The following is a 16768-nucleotide window of genomic DNA, read 5'->3' as shown; positions in this document are numbered from 1 at the left end:
TCATCCAACATTGAATAGGCCAAAAGGCCATGTCAGGATTTTAATTATGATGGGATGTTACACCTCCGCATCCCAGCTTTTGAAATGACGCCTCAATTTTTCAACCGTATGTCGCCATTTTGGCGTAGTGGGTTTGCAGAGGGTATTTTGATCCCCAAAGAATCCAACCTCATTCACCGCTTCATGTTCGCTGCGGGTTTCAAGCCATTCAACCGGGACAAAATACTCTGACTTATCGGGATCATCGGCATTCTGACGATACAGTTCACCATGCTTAAGCACGTTTATCGCGAGTTTTTCGCCGTCTTCAGTGTTGAGAGTAAAACTACTGGCAGGCTCAACACCGCTCTGCACAATGCCAACGCCTACATAACCCGTAGCGGGGATTTTTGCCCAGACACGATCGCCAGGCTGAAGCTGTTTTGAGGTCTGGCTGTACCAGCTTCCACCACCTGCACTAATGAAACCATAGCGGCGGGCCTCTTCCCAGTTACGGCTGTTTGGGTCACCAAACGAGACATAGAACTCACCGTTCCAGGGTTCCTTCGCTTTGGCACTTGCCCCAGCAGTGGCCTGGACGGCGTTGGTTTGCGTTTCGCCTGGGTCAATAAGCCAGGCACGGCTTAGGAACTGTTCTTCGCCGTGCTGGAACACCTTAAAGAACAGAAGGTTAATAGAGATACCATTCTTACTCAGATAGTCCACGATGCGCTCAGTCGACGGATCCAGCTCTGCTGCCACGATGATGATTTGACGCGACTGGTTAATAGAATCTTCTTCCAGTTCAGTATTGAAACGTTGCTTAAACGCTTCCCCAGGTTGCCGCCGCCCGAAAATTTTTCATAAATCTGTGACAGACGGTCAACGGTTAGGTCATCCACCCACGAAGCGTCATCCAGCGCCTGAGCGACCACTTCACGCGGCGTACGGTCACGTCTAAGCTCAATCAGGATCAGCGAGGCATTCGGCGCAATAGCCAGCAGATTACTCCGTCCTTTATCAAGCGTATTTTCCTGGTGGCCGATGATGAACCGGCATCGTCTGTTCCTTAGTTTAGGGCTGCATCGGTGAGTGCATCAGCCTGATAAAAGTGGGTTCGTTAAGCGGATTGCCTTTACCCTGAAGCAGGCTGAGCTGGATACATGTGTGCCGGATATCAGCTCTTGATGAGGCTCGCGCTGCCCTCAACGCATTTCCCTGGGAAATGATCTGATAATAGCTAAGCAGTCTCGGGGAGCGCATGTTGATATCGCGATGTTTGATTCCACGTTGTCATTCCTTGAGCACGGTTTGATGGCATATATTGCGACCGGAAAATCACCTTGAAACAGTTTAGCAGCGCAATGATGCTGATGGTTCCCCGTGTGTTGAACGTATCAGTTAACAACGAATAGTATAAATTCTAGTTTTATTAATTTAACCACAAGTATTTTCATCCATCTGATTTACAATGTCTTTTTGGGAGAGTATACGCAATTATTTTTTTGACAAAATAACCTCGGGAAAGTAATGTTTTTGATGAGCATTGATGCTCACCAAAAACATATGAAGGAGTATTGTAATGACTATCCACCTATTGGTATCGAATGAGTGCCTCATGATTTCAGGTGCTAATGCCAACTCTAATTATGAAGGTATCAGACCAAACAGGATTAACAGTCGTGGTGGAGCACCTGACAGTTGTGCAAATAATATTGTCTTGGTGCAATCCTCGGATCTTTTTCAGGTATCGCTGCAGGCCCTGCAGGAGTGATTGGGATGGCAACCTTAGGTGGAATTACAGCCGGACTGGGATCCTGTAATAATAGTCCATACAACGGTAATAATAGCAAAGGCGGGGGTAGAAACGGCGGACCTAATTATGGAGCGCAATGTACGTGGTAAATAAAGATGATACTGTATCAAAAAGGAGTGCCCGCATTCGATCTCCACGCCTAAGATACAATGTAACAACTGCCTTATGGATATTAACTTTGGGCCTGATTTCCAGTAAGACCAACCTTAGTGGAAACAGCCTGATTTCGCACCCCTGGGATTTACTATCCTGGATATTTATAATAATTGGCGCCAGATCTTTTTACGACTATGTTTTTAAATTTTTTGATTGGTATAATTCAAAATAGTTACCAGAGGGTCTAAAAAAGACCCTCCTTTACCGTCTCGATGAAATAACGCGCTGGTTTATGTAAATGTGTTAGTTCTGTGGTTTTAGCTAACTCTGTTCCGGCCAGGCCGATGCTAAAGCTGTTCCACTGAGTGCGACAGGTGGAGCCATGCAGATAGCCCCCCGGGCGCAGGGATGCGCGAGCTGAGGCGTCAGGGGGGGATTCATACCCTCATTTCATGCCAACCACAGTATGACGGCGATAATCATTTTTCTTCCTTAATGTGGGCAATATGGGTCTTTTCCAGCCACCCAATCGGCCGATTGGCCTCTGCAATTTGGCCACGGCGAATGCCGCCTTCACCCGGGATCAATTTTTTATACCCTAATCCCCTGTTTTAGCTGGAATTAGCTAAATTACCTCGCTGAAGAATAAAGGCAAAAGCCATTTTTTTTGTTAAAATTGCACTCATTGTTCAGACTCTGCCAGTTTTTCCCGTATCGCCGTCTGTGTTATTGATACGAAAAGCGGCTGAAATAAGGTATAAAGCCGCATGAAAATCCCAAACAGAATCCAACCTCTGGTCGATGATGGCCTGATAGACGATGTGCTCCAGCGGCTGAAAAGCGGTAAGGAAGCAGATGTCTATACCGTTTTATGCGGTGAAGAGGTGCGCTGCGCCAAAGTCTATAAAGAAGCCACGCAGCGAAGCTTTAAGCAGGCCGTGCAGTACCAGGAGGGACGTAAAGTCCGTAACACGCGTAATACCCGCGCCATGCAGAAGGGTTCGAAATTCGGCCGCAAGCAGCAGGAGGAGTCCTGGCAGACGGCGGAGGTCGATGCGTTATTCCGCCTTGCCAACGCAGGCGTACGCGTACCTCAGCCCTATATGTGTATTGACGGCGTGTTGTTGATGGAGCTGGTGACCGGTGTGGATGGCGGCGTTGCGCCACGCCTTAGCGATGTGATTTTGTCGCAGGAGAGTGCCGTTGCTGATTTTGATACGATGATCCGCAATATCGTGCGCATGCTGTGTGCAGGCATTGTTCATGGTGATTTATCGGAGTTCAACGTGCTGCTGGATGACCAGGGCCCGGTGATTATCGACCTGCCACAGGCTGTTGACGCTGCGGCAAACAACCATGCTGAATCAATGTTTATGCGTGATGTGGACAACATCACTACTTATTACGCTCAGTTCGCCCCGGAATTATTGCAAACACGTTATGCGAAAGAAATCTGGATGCTGTATGAAGATGGAAAATTAACGCCAGAGACACCGCTAACCGGTTTATTTGTTGAAGAGGCGCATAATGTGGATATGGACTCCCTGATGGATGAAATTATTTCAGCAGAAGATGAGTACTATGAGCGTCAGCGGGCAATGAAAGAACGAGACACTTAAATCAGTGACGAAAAAATATAAATTTACGGTTATGCGTACTCGTTCAGGGCTGTAAATCTTCAACAACACGTTTTTGTCGCCGCGTCACTGCCATCTGCTCCGTTTATGAGGTTGAAGTGAGTAATCACTTCGATCTGATAAGAGATGGGATTTTTAGTACTGCCAGCCGCATACACTTCGTTTATCACTGCCCTTTCCCTGCCAACACTGGTATTCATTTAGCTTTAAAGCTACAAATGTAATGACAAAGGCTTAGTGCACTTATATTCCATTGGTTATTGCATTTATCGCTTTTTCCCTAAACCCAGCCTCATATTGATTCATTTTTTGATATAGAATATCAGGGATGACTTTATAACTCTTTAGACGGTGAATCCCATGCCTTACATTACTTCCAAAACGTTAACTTCCAATTCCAATTTGATAAAAAGAATTAATGATACCAACTCAACCCCAGACCAGAGAAATTCATCTGGCACGATTACAAACATTAGAAATAGTAACATCAATATAGCAAGATCTGAATTTTTATCAGAAATGATTAACAATGAAAATAATCCTGCAGCAACAACTGCAGTAGCGTCATCAGTAATTGTGAAAAAAATGCTTACTAACAATGAAAATGTCAGGTTGCCAAAAGCAATAGACGCGATAGTTGATGAAGTGAAAAATATAAACATTGATAGTCTGGATAAAATTGGTGCGGGATCTTATGGTACATGTTTCCGATATGGTGATTTTGTTATTAAATATCCAGTCAATAGCCAGGGTCACTCAGTAGACTGGTCTTCAGACTTACATCAGAATGCCCACCCCAATCGTGTAAGCTTATATTTAATCCAGGCTAATGAAGATCCGGATTTTTCCCGGCCGGGAAAGGGATTATTTAGAGGTAAAGTTGTTGATGTCTTAGTATCAAAATTCATCAAGGGTGAAGAGCTGAATATTGAACAGGATGATAATTATTTCCGTGCCCGCGACCTACTCAAGTCTCGGGGATTATACATGTACGACATTGATGTAAAAGGTAATATTTTAATTGATGCTAAAGATAACCTCCATTTCATAGATGGCGATCAGATGGTATTTTCTGGAAATGAGCGCAAGGGAAAGAAGCTTTCTTACGCAACAATACAACTTGAAGATGTTATTAACACTTCACTGAAATTAAAAATATTTCAGGCTAAAAAAGCAGGGGATAAAGATGACACTGAATATTACGAATCCTTGCAACTAGAATATGATCGCATCCAAAATCCCCAGACTAATTTGTCAATTCATAACGGGTCTGTTAAAAGTCTTTCGGGCTGATTCCACATGGGAGGGGCCTGCGCCAGACCGGATTGTAGAACACTGCAATACATCGCGACGCGGACCAGACCGCGAGTTTTATCGAACCGTTTTCTGATGCGCGTTTTTTCATCGAAATGAAGAATGACTTTGCCCCGCCAGAAAGGCTACTGCATCAACGCCCAAAGTTGCCATGAGCCCTGTGACTCTGTGCTTACGCCTTAATACAGCTCCGGCTAATTATTGGCTCATTTTTAAATTTACAGTTTAATCCTAGGGCATCCGGTGGCGGGTCGTGCCATCCTTTCCTACACTGTTGAACTCGATAACGTTTGATGAGGAAGTTATGAAAAAAACAATTATTGCACTCTCTGCACTTCTGCTGGCATCCCCTGTTTTTGCCGCAACCACACACGCTACTGATGATACCGTTGCCGCTGCCGATCAGAACGCTGATACCGCGAAAGAAAAGCTGCATCAGGCACAGAACCAGGGTGAAGAGCTGAAGCTTAAGTCCAAACATGCCGCTGAAGGCAAGAGCGACAACCTGAGCAGCAAGGCGAGCGAAGGCACGCAGAAGACCTGGCATAAGACTAAGCAGGGCACTGAAAAAGGGTGGGATGCCACCAAAGAAGGTACGCAGAAAGGCTGGAACAAGACCAAAGAAGGCACCACCGAGCTGAAAAAGAAAGTCACTGACTAATTTTTCAGCTGACCATCAGGCCGCGAAAGCGGCCTTTTTTACGTACTGTCGCTGCCCCCCGGGCTTTTCCTTTTCGCGGCCATTATAACATCCCGTGGTTTGTTATAGCTTGCGATTTGAACAGGGATATCTCTGTTGACCACATCCTTTATTCCCGGAGCCCAAAGTAGTGCTCCGGGGTACAAAAAAATATTTAATCTGTCATGGGAATACTACCAGTAGTTGTAACCCTGATATGGATAGCCACGCCCGGGCTGCCTGTTATTCCAGGCGTCCATGCCAGCCTGATGCCATTGATTAGCCCAATTAGAATGCGCATTGTTATCCCATGAATTATTACCCCAGTAGCCATTATATTGGGCACCAGCTACTTCCTTCGTTTCTACTTTATTAAGTTCTCTCACTTCGTATTCCTCATATATTAAAATGTCCTGTGCGCATTGAGATAATGTACACAATATCGAATGACAACCCTTATCATTCATGGAAATATTAACCCTGATTAGCTTGTGATAAATGTGATCTACATCGTAGCGCGGGTCATTTAGAGATTCTTCTAATATTTCCGTGTGAAGTGCCACATGATGTCTAAAAAATATTATTGTCATACCATTAACTCATAAAAATTAGCGCTATTACTAAATAGCTGTGGATTTGACCCTATATATCCAGACGTTTTTGCTCTCTTACGATTGCGATAACTTCCTGCGTATATATTCCCGCGGTGAGCGATATCCCAGTGCACTATGCGGATGATGTTCGTTGTAATGACTGAACGCCACCGCCAGATTCATCACCGCTGCCTGACTGTCCGGTTTCGGCATGATGCTGATGTAGTCCCGTTTTATCGTCTTCACGAAGCTTTCTGCTATGCCGTTGCTTTCCGGGCTTCGCACTGCTGTCGTGCAAGGCTCCAGTCCCAGCAATCGGGCGAACGCCCGCGTTTCATGAGCCCTGTAGGCTGAACCGTTATCCGTCAGCCACTCCAGCGACTCTGTTGGCAACTGCCTTCCGAAGCGTTTTTCCACCGCACCCAGCATGACATCCTGCACCGTTTCTTTGTCATAGCCTCCGGTGCTCGCTGCCCAGTCAATGATCTCCCTGTCGCAGCAGTCCTGCGCGAAGGTCACCCGCAGCTTTTCGCCATTATCACAGCGGAACTCAAAGCCATCTGAGCACCAGCGCCGGTTACTTTCAGCTACTGCTACGCGCCCCTTATGGGCCCGCTTACGGCAAGGATCAGCGGGTTTACGTTCAAGAAGCAGATTATGTGTTCTCATAATGCGATACACCCGCTTCGCATTAACCACAGGCAGGCCGTCCCGCTCTGACTCCCGTCGCAGCAGTGCCCACACACGGCGATAACCATACGTCGGCAGGTCAGCCACCGCCATGTTTATCCGGGACAATACGGTGGTATCGTCAGAACGGGGCTGCCGTCTGTGATCCTGCCAGTCAGATGGCCGGTGAACCCGGATGCTCAGTTGCGCACGCGACACACCAATACTCCGGCAGACGTCGGTTAGTCGTCGTCCCCGGGCAACAAGGGCGCATGCGCAATCCATTTTTTTGCCCGACCGAACTCCACGGCCTCTTTAAGGATCTCGGCTTCCATCGTCTTTTTGCCCAGAAGGCGCTGGAGTTCGCGGATTTGCTTATTGGCGGCAGCGAGCTCGGAGGCCGGCACCACTTCCTCGCCCGATGCAACAGCCGTCAGCGAGCCGTCTTCATATTGCTTGCGCCATTTGAATATCTGGTTTGCATTGATGCCATGCAGGCGCGCGACATGAGACACGGTCATACCGGGTTCCATAGTCTGCTGAATAATGGCAATTTTTTCCTGCGGTGTACGACGCCGACGCCGCTCAGGTCCTGATAACACTTCAACCATCTTATTATTCTGACTGGTGTTAAACATAGTTCCAAGACTACCTCTTATTTTAAGAGAGGCGAAGTGTCTGGTGATCTATGGGGCTAATCTAAGCTGTGCCTGATACCGCTACACATGTCATTTATGGGCATCTGGCAAACTCGTCAGAACGAAGCATGACAAGCCTGATGTAGCGCCAATTCGTCTTCTGGAATTTTGTAAATTGTGTAGCGGGCAGCGCGATGAGATCATAAGGCACTATTGTGAAGGGCAGGAAATTCGACCGGGTCTGGTCGATAGCGCAGTTGTAGCTTCATAAACAGGAAGCACTGAGCTGGATGCACAGTAATGGAGAAGATACCGGGGATGAGGATATCACCCGATTAGCCCCTCAACTGTACGCGCATATCAATATGTTGGGACACCCTATGTTCACGCTGCCGGAGCATATTTTAAGTGGAGAGCTGAGAACATTAAATTTCAACGTAAACAATAAATTATTTCTTTCACGTACGTTTTCGCTCCATTGGCCCTTGCCTCCCTTTTTTCCCTTCCTGCTCTGATTTCGCAAAATAAATGTGAACTGCATCACAATTCAACTTAACTGAAATGAAACAGAGTTTGACAAGTGTGACCAATCTCTATTTCCTAAGTCCTGGATAGCGGCACACTGCTGCAACATTCGACGCGGGTGATTTTAGCTGTGAAAACAGTCGCCCTTTCCTTCTCTGCTGACGACTTAAGAAGACCATCGCAGTGGCTGCAGAAAATGGTCATTAAGCATGTGGTAATAAAATGAAATATAAAATACTGATAGCTGGCGCCTTAGCAGCGCTCTCTTATAGTGTCTCTTCAGTGGCGGAAACCACGGCGGCCGCGGCCACCACGGAAAGCCCACAGTACACTTCCGACTGGTGGCACCAGAGCGTTAACGTTGTCGGAAGCTACCACACCCGTTTCGGGCCGCAGTTTAATAATGATGTGTATCTGGAATACGAGGCCTTCGCCAAAAAAGACTGGTTTGATTTCTATGGCTATCTGGACCTGCCCAACTTCTTTGGTGTCGGCAACTCAAACGCTAACGGCATTTTTGACCACGGCACGCCGCTGTTTATGGAGATCGAACCCCGCTTCTCCATTGATAAGCTGACCAACACCGACCTCAGTTTCGGCCCGTTCAAAGAGTGGTACTTTGCTAACAACTATATCTACGATATGGGCCGCAACAGCGATAACCGCCAGAACACCTGGTACATGGGTCTGGGGACGGATATTGATACCCATTCCGATGTCGGGCTGTCGCTGAACGTGTATGCGAAATACCAGTGGGAAAACTACGGTGCCGCCAATGAAAACAGCTGGGATGGCTACCGCTTTAAGGTGAAGTACTTTGTGCCTATCACCACCCTGTGGGGCGGTAACCTGAGCTACGTTGGCTTTACTAACTTTGACTGGGGTTCAGACCTGCGCGACGAGGGCGGCTCTTCACGCACCAGCAACTCAATTGCATCGAGCCATATTCTCTCTCTGGGCTACGATCACTGGCACTACTCCGTGGTGGCGCGCTATTTCCACAACGGGGGACAGTGGGCTGACGGTCAGGAGCTGAATTTTGGCAACGGGCCATTTGAAGTGAAGTCTACCGGCTGGGGATACTATCTGGTTGCCGGTTATAATTTCTGATTTTATCAACGCTGACTCAACGCCAGCCGCTTAATCCGCGCTGGCGTTGTGGTTTCTGGCATTCACCGTGCCATTCTTTTCCATCGGACGTATACTTCCCCAGGCAAATACTGCGTAATCAAAAGGAATATTTATGTCTGCCATGCCTGCCGCAAACGGCGTGAAGCTCCGTCCCCTTGAGCGGGAAGATCTCCATTTTGTCCATCAGCTGGATAACAACGCCAGCGTGATGCGCTACTGGTTTGAAGAACCCTACGAAGCCTTTGTTGAGCTTTCAGACCTGTACGTTAAGCATATCCACGATCAGAGCGAACGTCGTTTTGTTGTCGAGCATCAGGGCGATAAGGTCGGCCTGGTCGAACTGGTTGAAATTAACCATATTCACCGCCGCGCCGAGTTTCAGATCATTATCGACCCTAATCATCAGGGGAAAGGCCTGGCCAGTAAGGCCGTTAAGCTGGCAATGGATTATGCTTTTTCGGTGTTAAACCTTTATAAGCTGTATCTGATCGTTGATAAAGAAAATGAAAAGGCGATCCACATTTATAACAAACTGGGGTTCGAGGTTGAGGGAGAGCTCATCCATGAATTCTTTATTAACGGTGAATACCGTAACACCATCCGTATGTGCATTTTCCAGCCGCAGTATCTGGCGCGTCACAAACCGCCCCACACCATGGTAAACCCCACCGCGCAGTAGCGGGTTGCCGCTGCCATCAAGGGGCCGCCATGGCCTGGCCCCTTCCTGCCGTTAACCGCGCGCGCCGACCGGATTCATAATGGTCTGCACCTTTTGCGGTTCGATGTTATACATGCCACCGTTAAACGGATCGACGATCAGCCAGCCCGGAATGCCGCCAAGTGGGATATTGCCCAGGATGTACCACAGATTTGCATGCTCCTGAAGGGGAATGGTCTGCGGGACGTAGCCCTCACGCTCCAGCTGGAGCGTATACTTTTTCTTACCCAGATAGGTGCCGTCCGATTTTAGCAGCGAGACGGTTTTCGGGGTTACCCCTTCGGCCACTGTCCTGCCCGTTTCGTCCTGCACCACGAATTTAACGCCCTGCGGCCAGGTCTGAACGGAGACGTCCTGACTTTGATCGCCCACGATGGTGGCACAGCCGCTGAGTAACCACGCTGAAGCCAGCGCTATCAGTAACCTTTTCATAAGTAATCCTGCATCCTCAAATATTCAGAATAGTCTAAGCGCAGTACGGCAGGTTTTCATCCATTACGCCCGATAGCTACGGGCGTAATAAGGCAAATTTACAGGGGGTTATCGGGCGGTATAGCGCTGCGCGATGGCGGCGATATCCGCAGGCGTGGTGCGGCAGCATCCCCCAATCAGTTTCGCCCCGGCGGCCTGCCAGGCCGTCAGATTGTCCGTGAGCGAGCAGGATGACGCATCGCTGTGCCAGCTTTTGCTGACGGCATCATACTGTTCACCCGAGTTGGGATAGACCACCAGCGGCTTTGAGGTCAGTGAAGAGAGCGTTTGCAGCGCAGCGGTAACCTTATCCAGCGCGATGCAGTTGATCCCCACCGCCAGCGCCTGGTCACAGCCGTTAAGATACGTCACGACCTCAGACAGCGGCGTGCCGTCGCTCAGATGCTCGCTGTCCCGTAGCGTAAAGGCAAACCACGCGGGCGTGCCGGGAAATTCGCCCAGCAGGGCGACCAGCGCCCTGATTTCACTGAAGGAGGGCAGCGTTTCACAGGCCAGAATATCCACGCCAGCGTCCACCAGCGCGCGAAAGCGGGGGCGATGAAATGCCATCATTTCCGCTTCGGGCAGCGAATAGTCACCGCGATATTCCGAACCATCGGCGAGGAAAGCGCCCCAGGGGCCGACCGAGCCGGCCACCAGCAGCGTACCGGCATCAGGTTGCGTCGCCAGATAGTCCGTTCTGGCGCGTCGGGCCAGATCAACGCTTTTTGCTATCAGGGCCAGCGAAGCCTGTTCATCAAGTCCTCTTTTCGCAAACCCCTGCGGCGTGGCCTGATAGCTGGCGGTAATCGCCACCTGTGCACCGGCGGCGAAATAATCGTGATGAACCTGATAAATCAGCTCGGGGTTTTCAATCAGCACCTTTGCAGACCACAGCGAATCGCTGAGATCGCAGCCGCGCGCCTCCAGTTCGGTTGCCATTGCGCCATCCAGTATCAGGCCAGCGACGACGCGCGCGGCAATAGAGTGATCAATCTGCGGCATGATGGGTTTCCCTGTTCTGTTCGCGCTTTTTCAGCAGCTGAGTGAAATAATATGCCCCGTAGCAGATCGCCACGAAAGGCAGGCCAAAGTATAACGCAACGCGTTGTTCAGGATCGAATGCCAGCCCGACGCAGGCCAGCAGGCAGAGTAAAAAACCGAGGATTGGGGTAATCGGAAAGAACGGCGCCCGGTATTTCAGCGCTGCGAGCGGTTTTCCTTCACGCAGGTGTGCACGGCGGAAAAAATAGTGTGAGGCGCAGATGCTTAGCCAGACGGCAACCACCGCAAAGCCTGAGATGGCAGAGAGCGCCACAAAGACCGTGTCCGGTGCCACGACGCTGGATAACAGCGCCAGCAGACCGCCCAGCATGCTGACTGAGATGGCAATCAGCGGTATGCCACGCCGGGTCAGGCGGGCGAAGCAGCGCGGAAGCGTTTGCTGATTAGAGAGTGACCAGAGCATCCGCCCTGAGGCGTACAGCCCGGAGTTAGCCGCCGAGAGGATCGCAGTCAGAATGACAAAGTTAAATATATCAGCGGCGTAGGGTATGCCTATCTTTTCAAAAACCAGCACAAACGGGCTTTTGACAATCCCTGCCTGATCCATTGGGATCAAGGCTGCCAGGATCAGTACGGTGCCGATAAAGAAGATAATCAGTCTGGCGACGGTTGTGCGGATCGCCAGCGGCAGCACCCGCTCGGGATCCTCGGTTTCCCCGGCGGCAATACCAATCAGCTCGGTGCCGGAGAAGGCAAAGTTAACCGCGACCATGGTCATCAGAATCGGTAATCCGCCATGGGGCAGCCAGCCTGAGGCGGTCAGGTTATGAAAGAACGGTGCACTGCTGCCATCTTTTAGCGGAATAAAGCCAAACATCGCACCCGCGCCGAGGATAATAAAGGCCAGTATCGTGACGACCTTAATCACCGAGAACCAGAATTCCCCTTCGGCGAAAAACCGCGATGAGATAACGTTAAGCATAAAAATCAGCACGCAGAATATCAGGCACCAGAGCCAGACCGGCGACTGGGGGAACCAGTACTGCATACAGAAGCCGGCGGCGGTCAGGCTGGAGCCCAGCGCAACGGTCCAGGTGAGCCAGTAGAGCCACGCTACGGTATAGCCGGTAGCCGGACTGAGATAGCGCGCGGCATAGACGTGAAACGCCCCCGTCTCCGGCATCGCGACCGACAGCTCTCCCAGGCTGAGCATGACCAGCCATACCACCAGCGCACCGATGATATACGCCAGCAGGGTGCCTGCTGCGCCGGTGGTAGAGATGATGTACCCCGTATTGAAAAACAGACCGGTACCAATGACACCGCCCAGTGACAGCATCACCAGATGGCGGGTTTTCATGCTGCGCTTAAATTTTTGCGCATTTTCCTCTTCAGCTTGCTGCATTTCGCGTTATCCGTATAGACGTCTAAACTTCCACAATCCAAGCGTTATACCGATTCCGGCAGGCGAAAGCAACGTTACAAAGTGTGAGGAGAGCGGGCGTGATACGGGGTCAGCGCTGCCCTTTCCGACAGACGCTGAGAGAGGAAACGGCAGTTTATTTAGCCAAACAGCTGTTCAAGGTAGCGCTCAAGGGCGGCGCGGGAGCTAAAGCCATGGGGAATGCCGTAGTGGTCCTGACTGTCGCCAGCCAGATACATGGGGAACTGCACGTACTGATCGCAGGTCTTCATATCGGATGCCGGTGGCGCAATGCCGTGGCTTTTTTCCTTTAAGGTTGGATGGATCACCAGCGCCGTCCGCCCCATCCTGGCTTCGCGGTTAACATAGACATAATTATCGCCTCGGCGATAACCGTAAGCTTTGGTCGTCACCGCATCCACTTCAAATCCGGCTTTTTCCAGCACGCGGGCAACTTCATCAGGGCGTAAATACATGCTTATTCCTCTAAACCAGCAAACGGTGCAACCTTACACAGCGTCGGCGCGCAGGGCATTCGGAATAATCCATAAAGCCGTAATTTCACGGTGAAGGTCACTAAAAACTCTAAGGATAGTCTATAGTTAATATTACATTTCATTTGCAGGGGAGAGAATAATGTTTAATCGGAAGACTAAAAACGAAGACATTGATATCAATCAGGACGTCACACAGCTGGCTGACACCCTTGACGATCTGCTGAAGTCCTACGGCAGCAAAGCGAAAGATGAAGTTGATGGTGCCCGCTCCCGCGCTGAGAAACTGTTAAAAGAAACGCGCGCCAAAGCCAACGGTGGGAATCGCGTTACCCAGGCGGCGAAAGACGCAGGCGATCAGGTTGACACTTACGTCCGTGATAAGCCCTGGCACGGCGTGGGCATTGGTGCTGCATTAGGTATTTTCGTCGGCGCGCTTATCGCGACGACCACCACCTCACGTAACTAACACCGCGTTATCATCCAAATTACGTCTCACCACGCTTAGTTATCATCCCGATCCTCGCAGCGCCTGCTGCGGGGATTTTTTTTATCCGCCATAAAACCCGTCTCAGCAAGGCTTCATAGCCGCTTCCGCCGCCTTTTTTGACTCACCATCCGGGAATTTACAATTTGTGTGGTTGCAATAGCCAGGCACTATATCTAGTATTCAAACATCAACTACAACACTACATATGGCGAAGCGGCGGCGCAGTCGCGCATTAAAACTGCATCTGGCGAGGCGTCAAAGTGACCATAAGGTAAATACGAATCATGCGCATTATTATTTACACAAAAAACAACTGTGTCCAGTGCAACGCAACGAAAAACGCGATGGATAAGCAGGGTATCCCTTATCAGCTGGTTAACCTTGATCATGAACCCGCTGCCGTTGAAACCCTGAAGGCGATGGGTTACCGCCAGGTGCCGGTAGTTATGGCTGAGCAGGATCACTGGAGCGGCTTTCGTCCTGACAAGATTTTAGCACTCAGGCAATCCGCCGCCGTCGGAGCCTGACGCGTATGTCCGCGCTGGTTTATTTTTCCAGCCAGTCAGAAAACACGCACCGCTTCGTGATGCGCACCGGTTTGCCCGCACAACGTATCCCGCTGGACGGATCAGAATCTCTGCGGGTCGATGAGCCCTATATTCTGGTGGTTCCCAGCTATGGCGGAGGGACCAGCCGGGGGGCCGTGCCGCGTCAGGTCGTTCAGTTTCTGAACCTTCTCCCCAACCGACAGCTTATCCGCGGCGTGATTGCTGCCGGTAACCGTAACTTCGGAGAGGCCTACTGCCTTGCCGGCAGCATTATTGCGCAAAAGTGCGACGTGCCCTGTCTTTATCGCTTCGAGCTTTTGGGCACCGCCGACGACGTCGCAAATGTTTATCAGGGAGTAACCGCATTTTGGCAACAACAGAAAGTACACGCATAGCCCCTCAGCCTGCCGGGCTGGATTATCACTCGCTTAACGCGATGCTGAATCTTTATGATGCCGACGGTCATATCCAGTTTGATAAAGACCGCGAAGCCATTCGGCACTATTTCATTCAGCACGTCCTGCCCAATAGCGTCCAGTTTGCGTCTGTCGAAGAGCGCCTGCGCTATCTGGTGGCGGAAGGCTATTATGAAGCGGACGTGCTTAATGCTTACCCGTTTGAATTTGTCCGTACGCTGTTTGAAAAAGCCACGGCCCGCCGCTTTCGTTTCCAGACCTTCCTCGGCGCCTGGAAATTTTACACCAGCTATACGCTGAAGACGTTTGACGGTAAACGCTATCTGGAAGGTTTTACCGAACGCGTCTGCATGGTCGCGCTGACGCTGGCAAAAGGCGATGAAAGCCTGGCGCTGGCGCTGATGGAAGAGATGCTCTCTGGCCGCTTCCAGCCCGCCACCCCAACCTTCCTGAATTGCGGCAAACAGCAGCGCGGCGAGCTGGTCTCCTGCTTCCTGCTGCGTATTGAAGATAATATGGAATCCATTGGCCGGGCGGTTAATTCGGCGCTGCAGCTTTCGAAACGCGGCGGCGGCGTGGCATTTCTGCTCTCTAACCTGCGCGAAGCGGGTGCACCCATTAAGCGTATCGAAAATCAGTCCTCCGGGGTGATCCCGGTGATGAAAATGCTGGAAGATGCCTTCTCTTACGCCAATCAGCTGGGTGCCCGACAGGGGGCAGGCGCGGTTTATCTGCATGCCCATCATCCCGATATTCTGCGCTTTCTCGATACCAAGCGGGAAAACGCCGATGAAAAGATACGCATCAAAACGCTGTCGCTGGGGGTGGTGATCCCGGACATTACGTTCCAGCTGGCGAAGACCAACCAGCCTATGGCGCTGTTCTCCCCCTACGACGTGGAGCGCCTCTACGGTGTGCCCTTTGCCGACATCAGCATCAGCGAAAAGTATGAGGAAATGCTGGCCGACGAGCGTATTCGCCGCACCTTTATCAGCCCGCGTGAGTTTTTCCAGACGCTGGCTGAGATCCAGTTTGAGTCCGGCTACCCGTATATCATGTTTGAAGATACGGTCAATCGCGCTAACCCGATTAAGGGCCGGATCAATATGAGTAATCTTTGCTCGGAGATCCTCCAGGTGAACACGCCAACCGGGTATAACGAGGACCTCAGCTATCGCCATATCGGCAAGGATATCTCCTGTAACCTGGGGTCGCTGAATATTGCCCACGCGATGGACTCGCCAGACTTTGCCCGCACGGTGGAAATTGCCGTGCGTGGATTGACGGCGGTTTCCGATCAGAGTCATATCCACTCCGTTCCCTCCATCGAAAAAGGGAATGCGCAGTCGCACGCAATCGGGCTGGGACAGATGAATCTGCACGGTTTTCTGGCGCGGGAAGGCATTCAGTATGGATCCGAGGCCGCGCTGGACTTCACCAATCTCTATTTTTACACCGTCACCTGGCACGCGCTGCGCACCTCTAATCTGATTGCCCGCGAAAGAGGCGAGCGCTTCGCCGGCTTTGAGGAATCGCGCTATGCCAGCGGCGAATACTTTGATCAGTACATCAATCAGCCCTGGCTACCGCGAACCGAACAGGCGGCCGCGCTGTTTGCCCGAGCGGGCATTACCCTTCCCGACCAGCAGGCGTGGCGGGAACTGCGCGATGCGGTGATGAAATTCGGCATCTATAACCAGAACCTGCAGGCTATTCCGCCTACCGGCTCGATCTCCTATATCAATCACGCCACCTCCAGTATTCACCCCATCGTGTCGCGAATTGAGATCCGCAAAGAGGGGAAAACGGGGCGGGTCTATTATCCGGCGCCGTTTATGAACAACGACAACCAGGCGTTTTATCGTGACGCCTACGACATCGGCCCCGAGGCGATTATTGATACCTATGCCGAAGCCACCCGTCATGTCGATCAGGGACTGTCGCTGACGCTGTTTTTCCGCGATACCGCGACGACCCGCGATATTAATAAAGCGCAGATCTATGCCTGGAAAAAAGGTATCAAGACGCTTTACTACATTCGCCTGCGTCAGATGGCCCTGCTGGGAACCGAAGTGGAAGGCTGCGTCTCCTGCTCGCTCTAATTTACCGTTGGGATGGGCAATGAC

At 50.8% G+C, this 16768-nt stretch carries 15 protein-coding genes and 3 pseudogenes; 11 read left to right on the top strand and 7 right to left on the bottom strand.

Annotated elements, in window-relative coordinates; all coding sequences use genetic code 11:
• Positions 1-57 precede the first annotated feature (57 nt).
• Positions 58-1028 (bottom strand): annotated as a pseudogene (locus AC4PCC_RS04705) (DUF8606 domain-containing protein).
• A gap of 193 nt (positions 1029-1221) precedes the next feature.
• Here AC4PCC_RS04705 and AC4PCC_RS04700 point away from each other — a divergent pair.
• The 4 genes and pseudogenes from AC4PCC_RS04700 to AC4PCC_RS04685 form a co-directional block, all read left to right on the top strand.
• Positions 1222-1323: pseudogene (locus AC4PCC_RS04700) on the top strand (hypothetical protein); the annotation flags it as partial.
• Positions 1324-2658: 1335 nt separating this feature from the next.
• Positions 2659-3510: a PA4780 family RIO1-like protein kinase gene (locus AC4PCC_RS04695; protein WP_492126569.1), complete on the top strand. Its 852-nt coding sequence runs from the start codon at positions 2659-2661 to the stop codon at positions 3508-3510.
• A 378-nt stretch (positions 3511-3888) separates the two neighbouring features.
• Positions 3889-4821, top strand: a complete 933-nt coding sequence (locus AC4PCC_RS04690) for a hypothetical protein (protein WP_492126568.1) — start codon at positions 3889-3891, stop codon at positions 4819-4821.
• A 325-nt stretch (positions 4822-5146) separates the two neighbouring features.
• Complete coding sequence (locus AC4PCC_RS04685; RefSeq protein WP_492126567.1) at positions 5147-5503, top strand: hypothetical protein; 357 nt, start codon at positions 5147-5149, stop codon at positions 5501-5503.
• 212 nt (positions 5504-5715) lie between these two features.
• Here the strand turns inward: AC4PCC_RS04685 and AC4PCC_RS04680 are convergent, their stop codons facing one another.
• The gene (locus AC4PCC_RS04680) at positions 5716-5907 is read right to left on the bottom strand and encodes a hypothetical protein (protein ID WP_492126566.1); all 192 of its coding nucleotides are present in this window, start codon (positions 5905-5907) and stop codon (positions 5716-5718) included.
• A 282-nt stretch (positions 5908-6189) separates the two neighbouring features.
• A protein-coding gene (locus tag AC4PCC_RS04675; protein ID WP_492125818.1) for an IS3 family transposase occupies positions 6190-7394 on the bottom strand; the annotation gives its coding sequence in 2 pieces (ribosomal slippage) (positions 6190-7067 and positions 7067-7394; 1206 coding nt in all).
• 202 nt (positions 7395-7596) lie between these two features.
• Between AC4PCC_RS04675 and AC4PCC_RS04670 the strand changes: the two are divergent.
• The 3 genes and pseudogenes from AC4PCC_RS04670 to speG all read left to right on the top strand — a co-directional run.
• Positions 7597-7936: pseudogene (locus tag AC4PCC_RS04670) on the top strand (hypothetical protein); the annotation flags it as partial.
• Positions 7937-8168: 232 nt separating this feature from the next.
• Positions 8169-9056: a nucleoside-specific channel-forming protein Tsx gene (locus tag AC4PCC_RS04665; RefSeq protein ID WP_492126565.1), complete on the top strand. Its 888-nt coding sequence runs from the start codon at positions 8169-8171 to the stop codon at positions 9054-9056.
• Positions 9057-9198: 142 nt separating this feature from the next.
• Entirely contained in the window at positions 9199-9756 is a 558-nt protein-coding gene (gene speG, locus AC4PCC_RS04660; RefSeq protein ID WP_067709612.1) for a spermidine N1-acetyltransferase, read from the top strand.
• 51 nt (positions 9757-9807) lie between these two features.
• Here speG and AC4PCC_RS04655 read toward each other — a convergent pair whose 3' ends face one another.
• The 4 genes from AC4PCC_RS04655 to AC4PCC_RS04640 form a co-directional block, all read right to left on the bottom strand.
• The gene (locus tag AC4PCC_RS04655; RefSeq protein WP_492126564.1) at positions 9808-10227 is read right to left on the bottom strand and encodes a hypothetical protein; all 420 of its coding nucleotides are present in this window, start codon (positions 10225-10227) and stop codon (positions 9808-9810) included.
• A 108-nt stretch (positions 10228-10335) separates the two neighbouring features.
• Positions 10336-11271, bottom strand: a complete 936-nt coding sequence (gene mmuM / locus AC4PCC_RS04650; RefSeq protein ID WP_492126563.1) for a homocysteine S-methyltransferase — start codon at positions 11269-11271, stop codon at positions 10336-10338.
• Positions 11258-12676 carry an S-methylmethionine permease gene (gene mmuP, locus AC4PCC_RS04645; protein WP_492126562.1) on the bottom strand — a complete coding sequence of 473 codons (1419 nt, stop codon included), beginning with the start codon at positions 12674-12676 and terminating at the stop codon, positions 11258-11260. The genes mmuM and mmuP overlap by 14 nt, the downstream gene beginning before the upstream one ends.
• Before the next feature lie 158 nt (positions 12677-12834).
• Positions 12835-13170: a DUF2002 family protein gene (locus AC4PCC_RS04640; protein ID WP_067709622.1), complete on the bottom strand. Its 336-nt coding sequence runs from the start codon at positions 13168-13170 to the stop codon at positions 12835-12837.
• A 160-nt stretch (positions 13171-13330) separates the two neighbouring features.
• On the opposite strand from AC4PCC_RS04640, the gene AC4PCC_RS04635 reads away from it, so the two are divergent.
• The 4 genes from AC4PCC_RS04635 (at position 13331) to nrdE (ending at position 16744) form a co-directional block, all read left to right on the top strand.
• Entirely contained in the window at positions 13331-13657 is a 327-nt protein-coding gene (locus AC4PCC_RS04635; RefSeq protein WP_492126561.1) for a DUF883 family protein, read from the top strand.
• A 305-nt stretch (positions 13658-13962) separates the two neighbouring features.
• Positions 13963-14205, top strand: a complete 243-nt coding sequence (gene nrdH / locus AC4PCC_RS04630; RefSeq protein ID WP_492126560.1) for a glutaredoxin-like protein NrdH — start codon at positions 13963-13965, stop codon at positions 14203-14205.
• Positions 14206-14210: 5 nt separating this feature from the next.
• Complete coding sequence (gene nrdI, locus AC4PCC_RS04625; RefSeq protein ID WP_492126559.1) at positions 14211-14621, top strand: class Ib ribonucleoside-diphosphate reductase assembly flavoprotein NrdI; 411 nt, start codon at positions 14211-14213, stop codon at positions 14619-14621.
• Entirely contained in the window at positions 14594-16744 is a 2151-nt protein-coding gene (gene nrdE, locus AC4PCC_RS04620; protein WP_492126558.1) for a class 1b ribonucleoside-diphosphate reductase subunit alpha, read from the top strand. The genes nrdI and nrdE overlap by 28 nt, the downstream gene beginning before the upstream one ends.
• The last annotated feature ends 24 nt before the right edge of the window (positions 16745-16768 follow it).

This window comes from Erwinia sp. L03-1 (genome assembly GCF_058686115.1).
This window is presented reverse-complemented; position numbering and strand designations above follow the sequence as displayed.

Coding starts and splice junctions, on each gene's coding strand:
- AC4PCC_RS04695 (WP_492126569.1), top strand. CDS start 2,659: ATGAAAATCCCAAACAGAATCCAACCTCTGGTCGATGATGGCCTGATA.
- AC4PCC_RS04690 (WP_492126568.1), top strand. CDS start 3,889: ATGCCTTACATTACTTCCAAAACGTTAACTTCCAATTCCAATTTGATA.
- AC4PCC_RS04685 (WP_492126567.1), top strand. CDS start 5,147: ATGAAAAAAACAATTATTGCACTCTCTGCACTTCTGCTGGCATCCCCT.
- AC4PCC_RS04665 (WP_492126565.1), top strand. CDS start 8,169: ATGAAATATAAAATACTGATAGCTGGCGCCTTAGCAGCGCTCTCTTAT.
- speG (WP_067709612.1), top strand. CDS start 9,199: ATGCCTGCCGCAAACGGCGTGAAGCTCCGTCCCCTTGAGCGGGAAGAT.
- AC4PCC_RS04655 (WP_492126564.1), bottom strand. CDS start 10,227: ATGAAAAGGTTACTGATAGCGCTGGCTTCAGCGTGGTTACTCAGCGGC.
- mmuM (WP_492126563.1), bottom strand. CDS start 11,271: ATGCCGCAGATTGATCACTCTATTGCCGCGCGCGTCGTCGCTGGCCTG.
- mmuP (WP_492126562.1), bottom strand. CDS start 12,676: ATGCAGCAAGCTGAAGAGGAAAATGCGCAAAAATTTAAGCGCAGCATG.
- AC4PCC_RS04640 (WP_067709622.1), bottom strand. CDS start 13,170: ATGTATTTACGCCCTGATGAAGTTGCCCGCGTGCTGGAAAAAGCCGGA.
- AC4PCC_RS04635 (WP_492126561.1), top strand. CDS start 13,331: ATGTTTAATCGGAAGACTAAAAACGAAGACATTGATATCAATCAGGAC.
- nrdH (WP_492126560.1), top strand. CDS start 13,963: ATGCGCATTATTATTTACACAAAAAACAACTGTGTCCAGTGCAACGCA.
- nrdI (WP_492126559.1), top strand. CDS start 14,211: ATGTCCGCGCTGGTTTATTTTTCCAGCCAGTCAGAAAACACGCACCGC.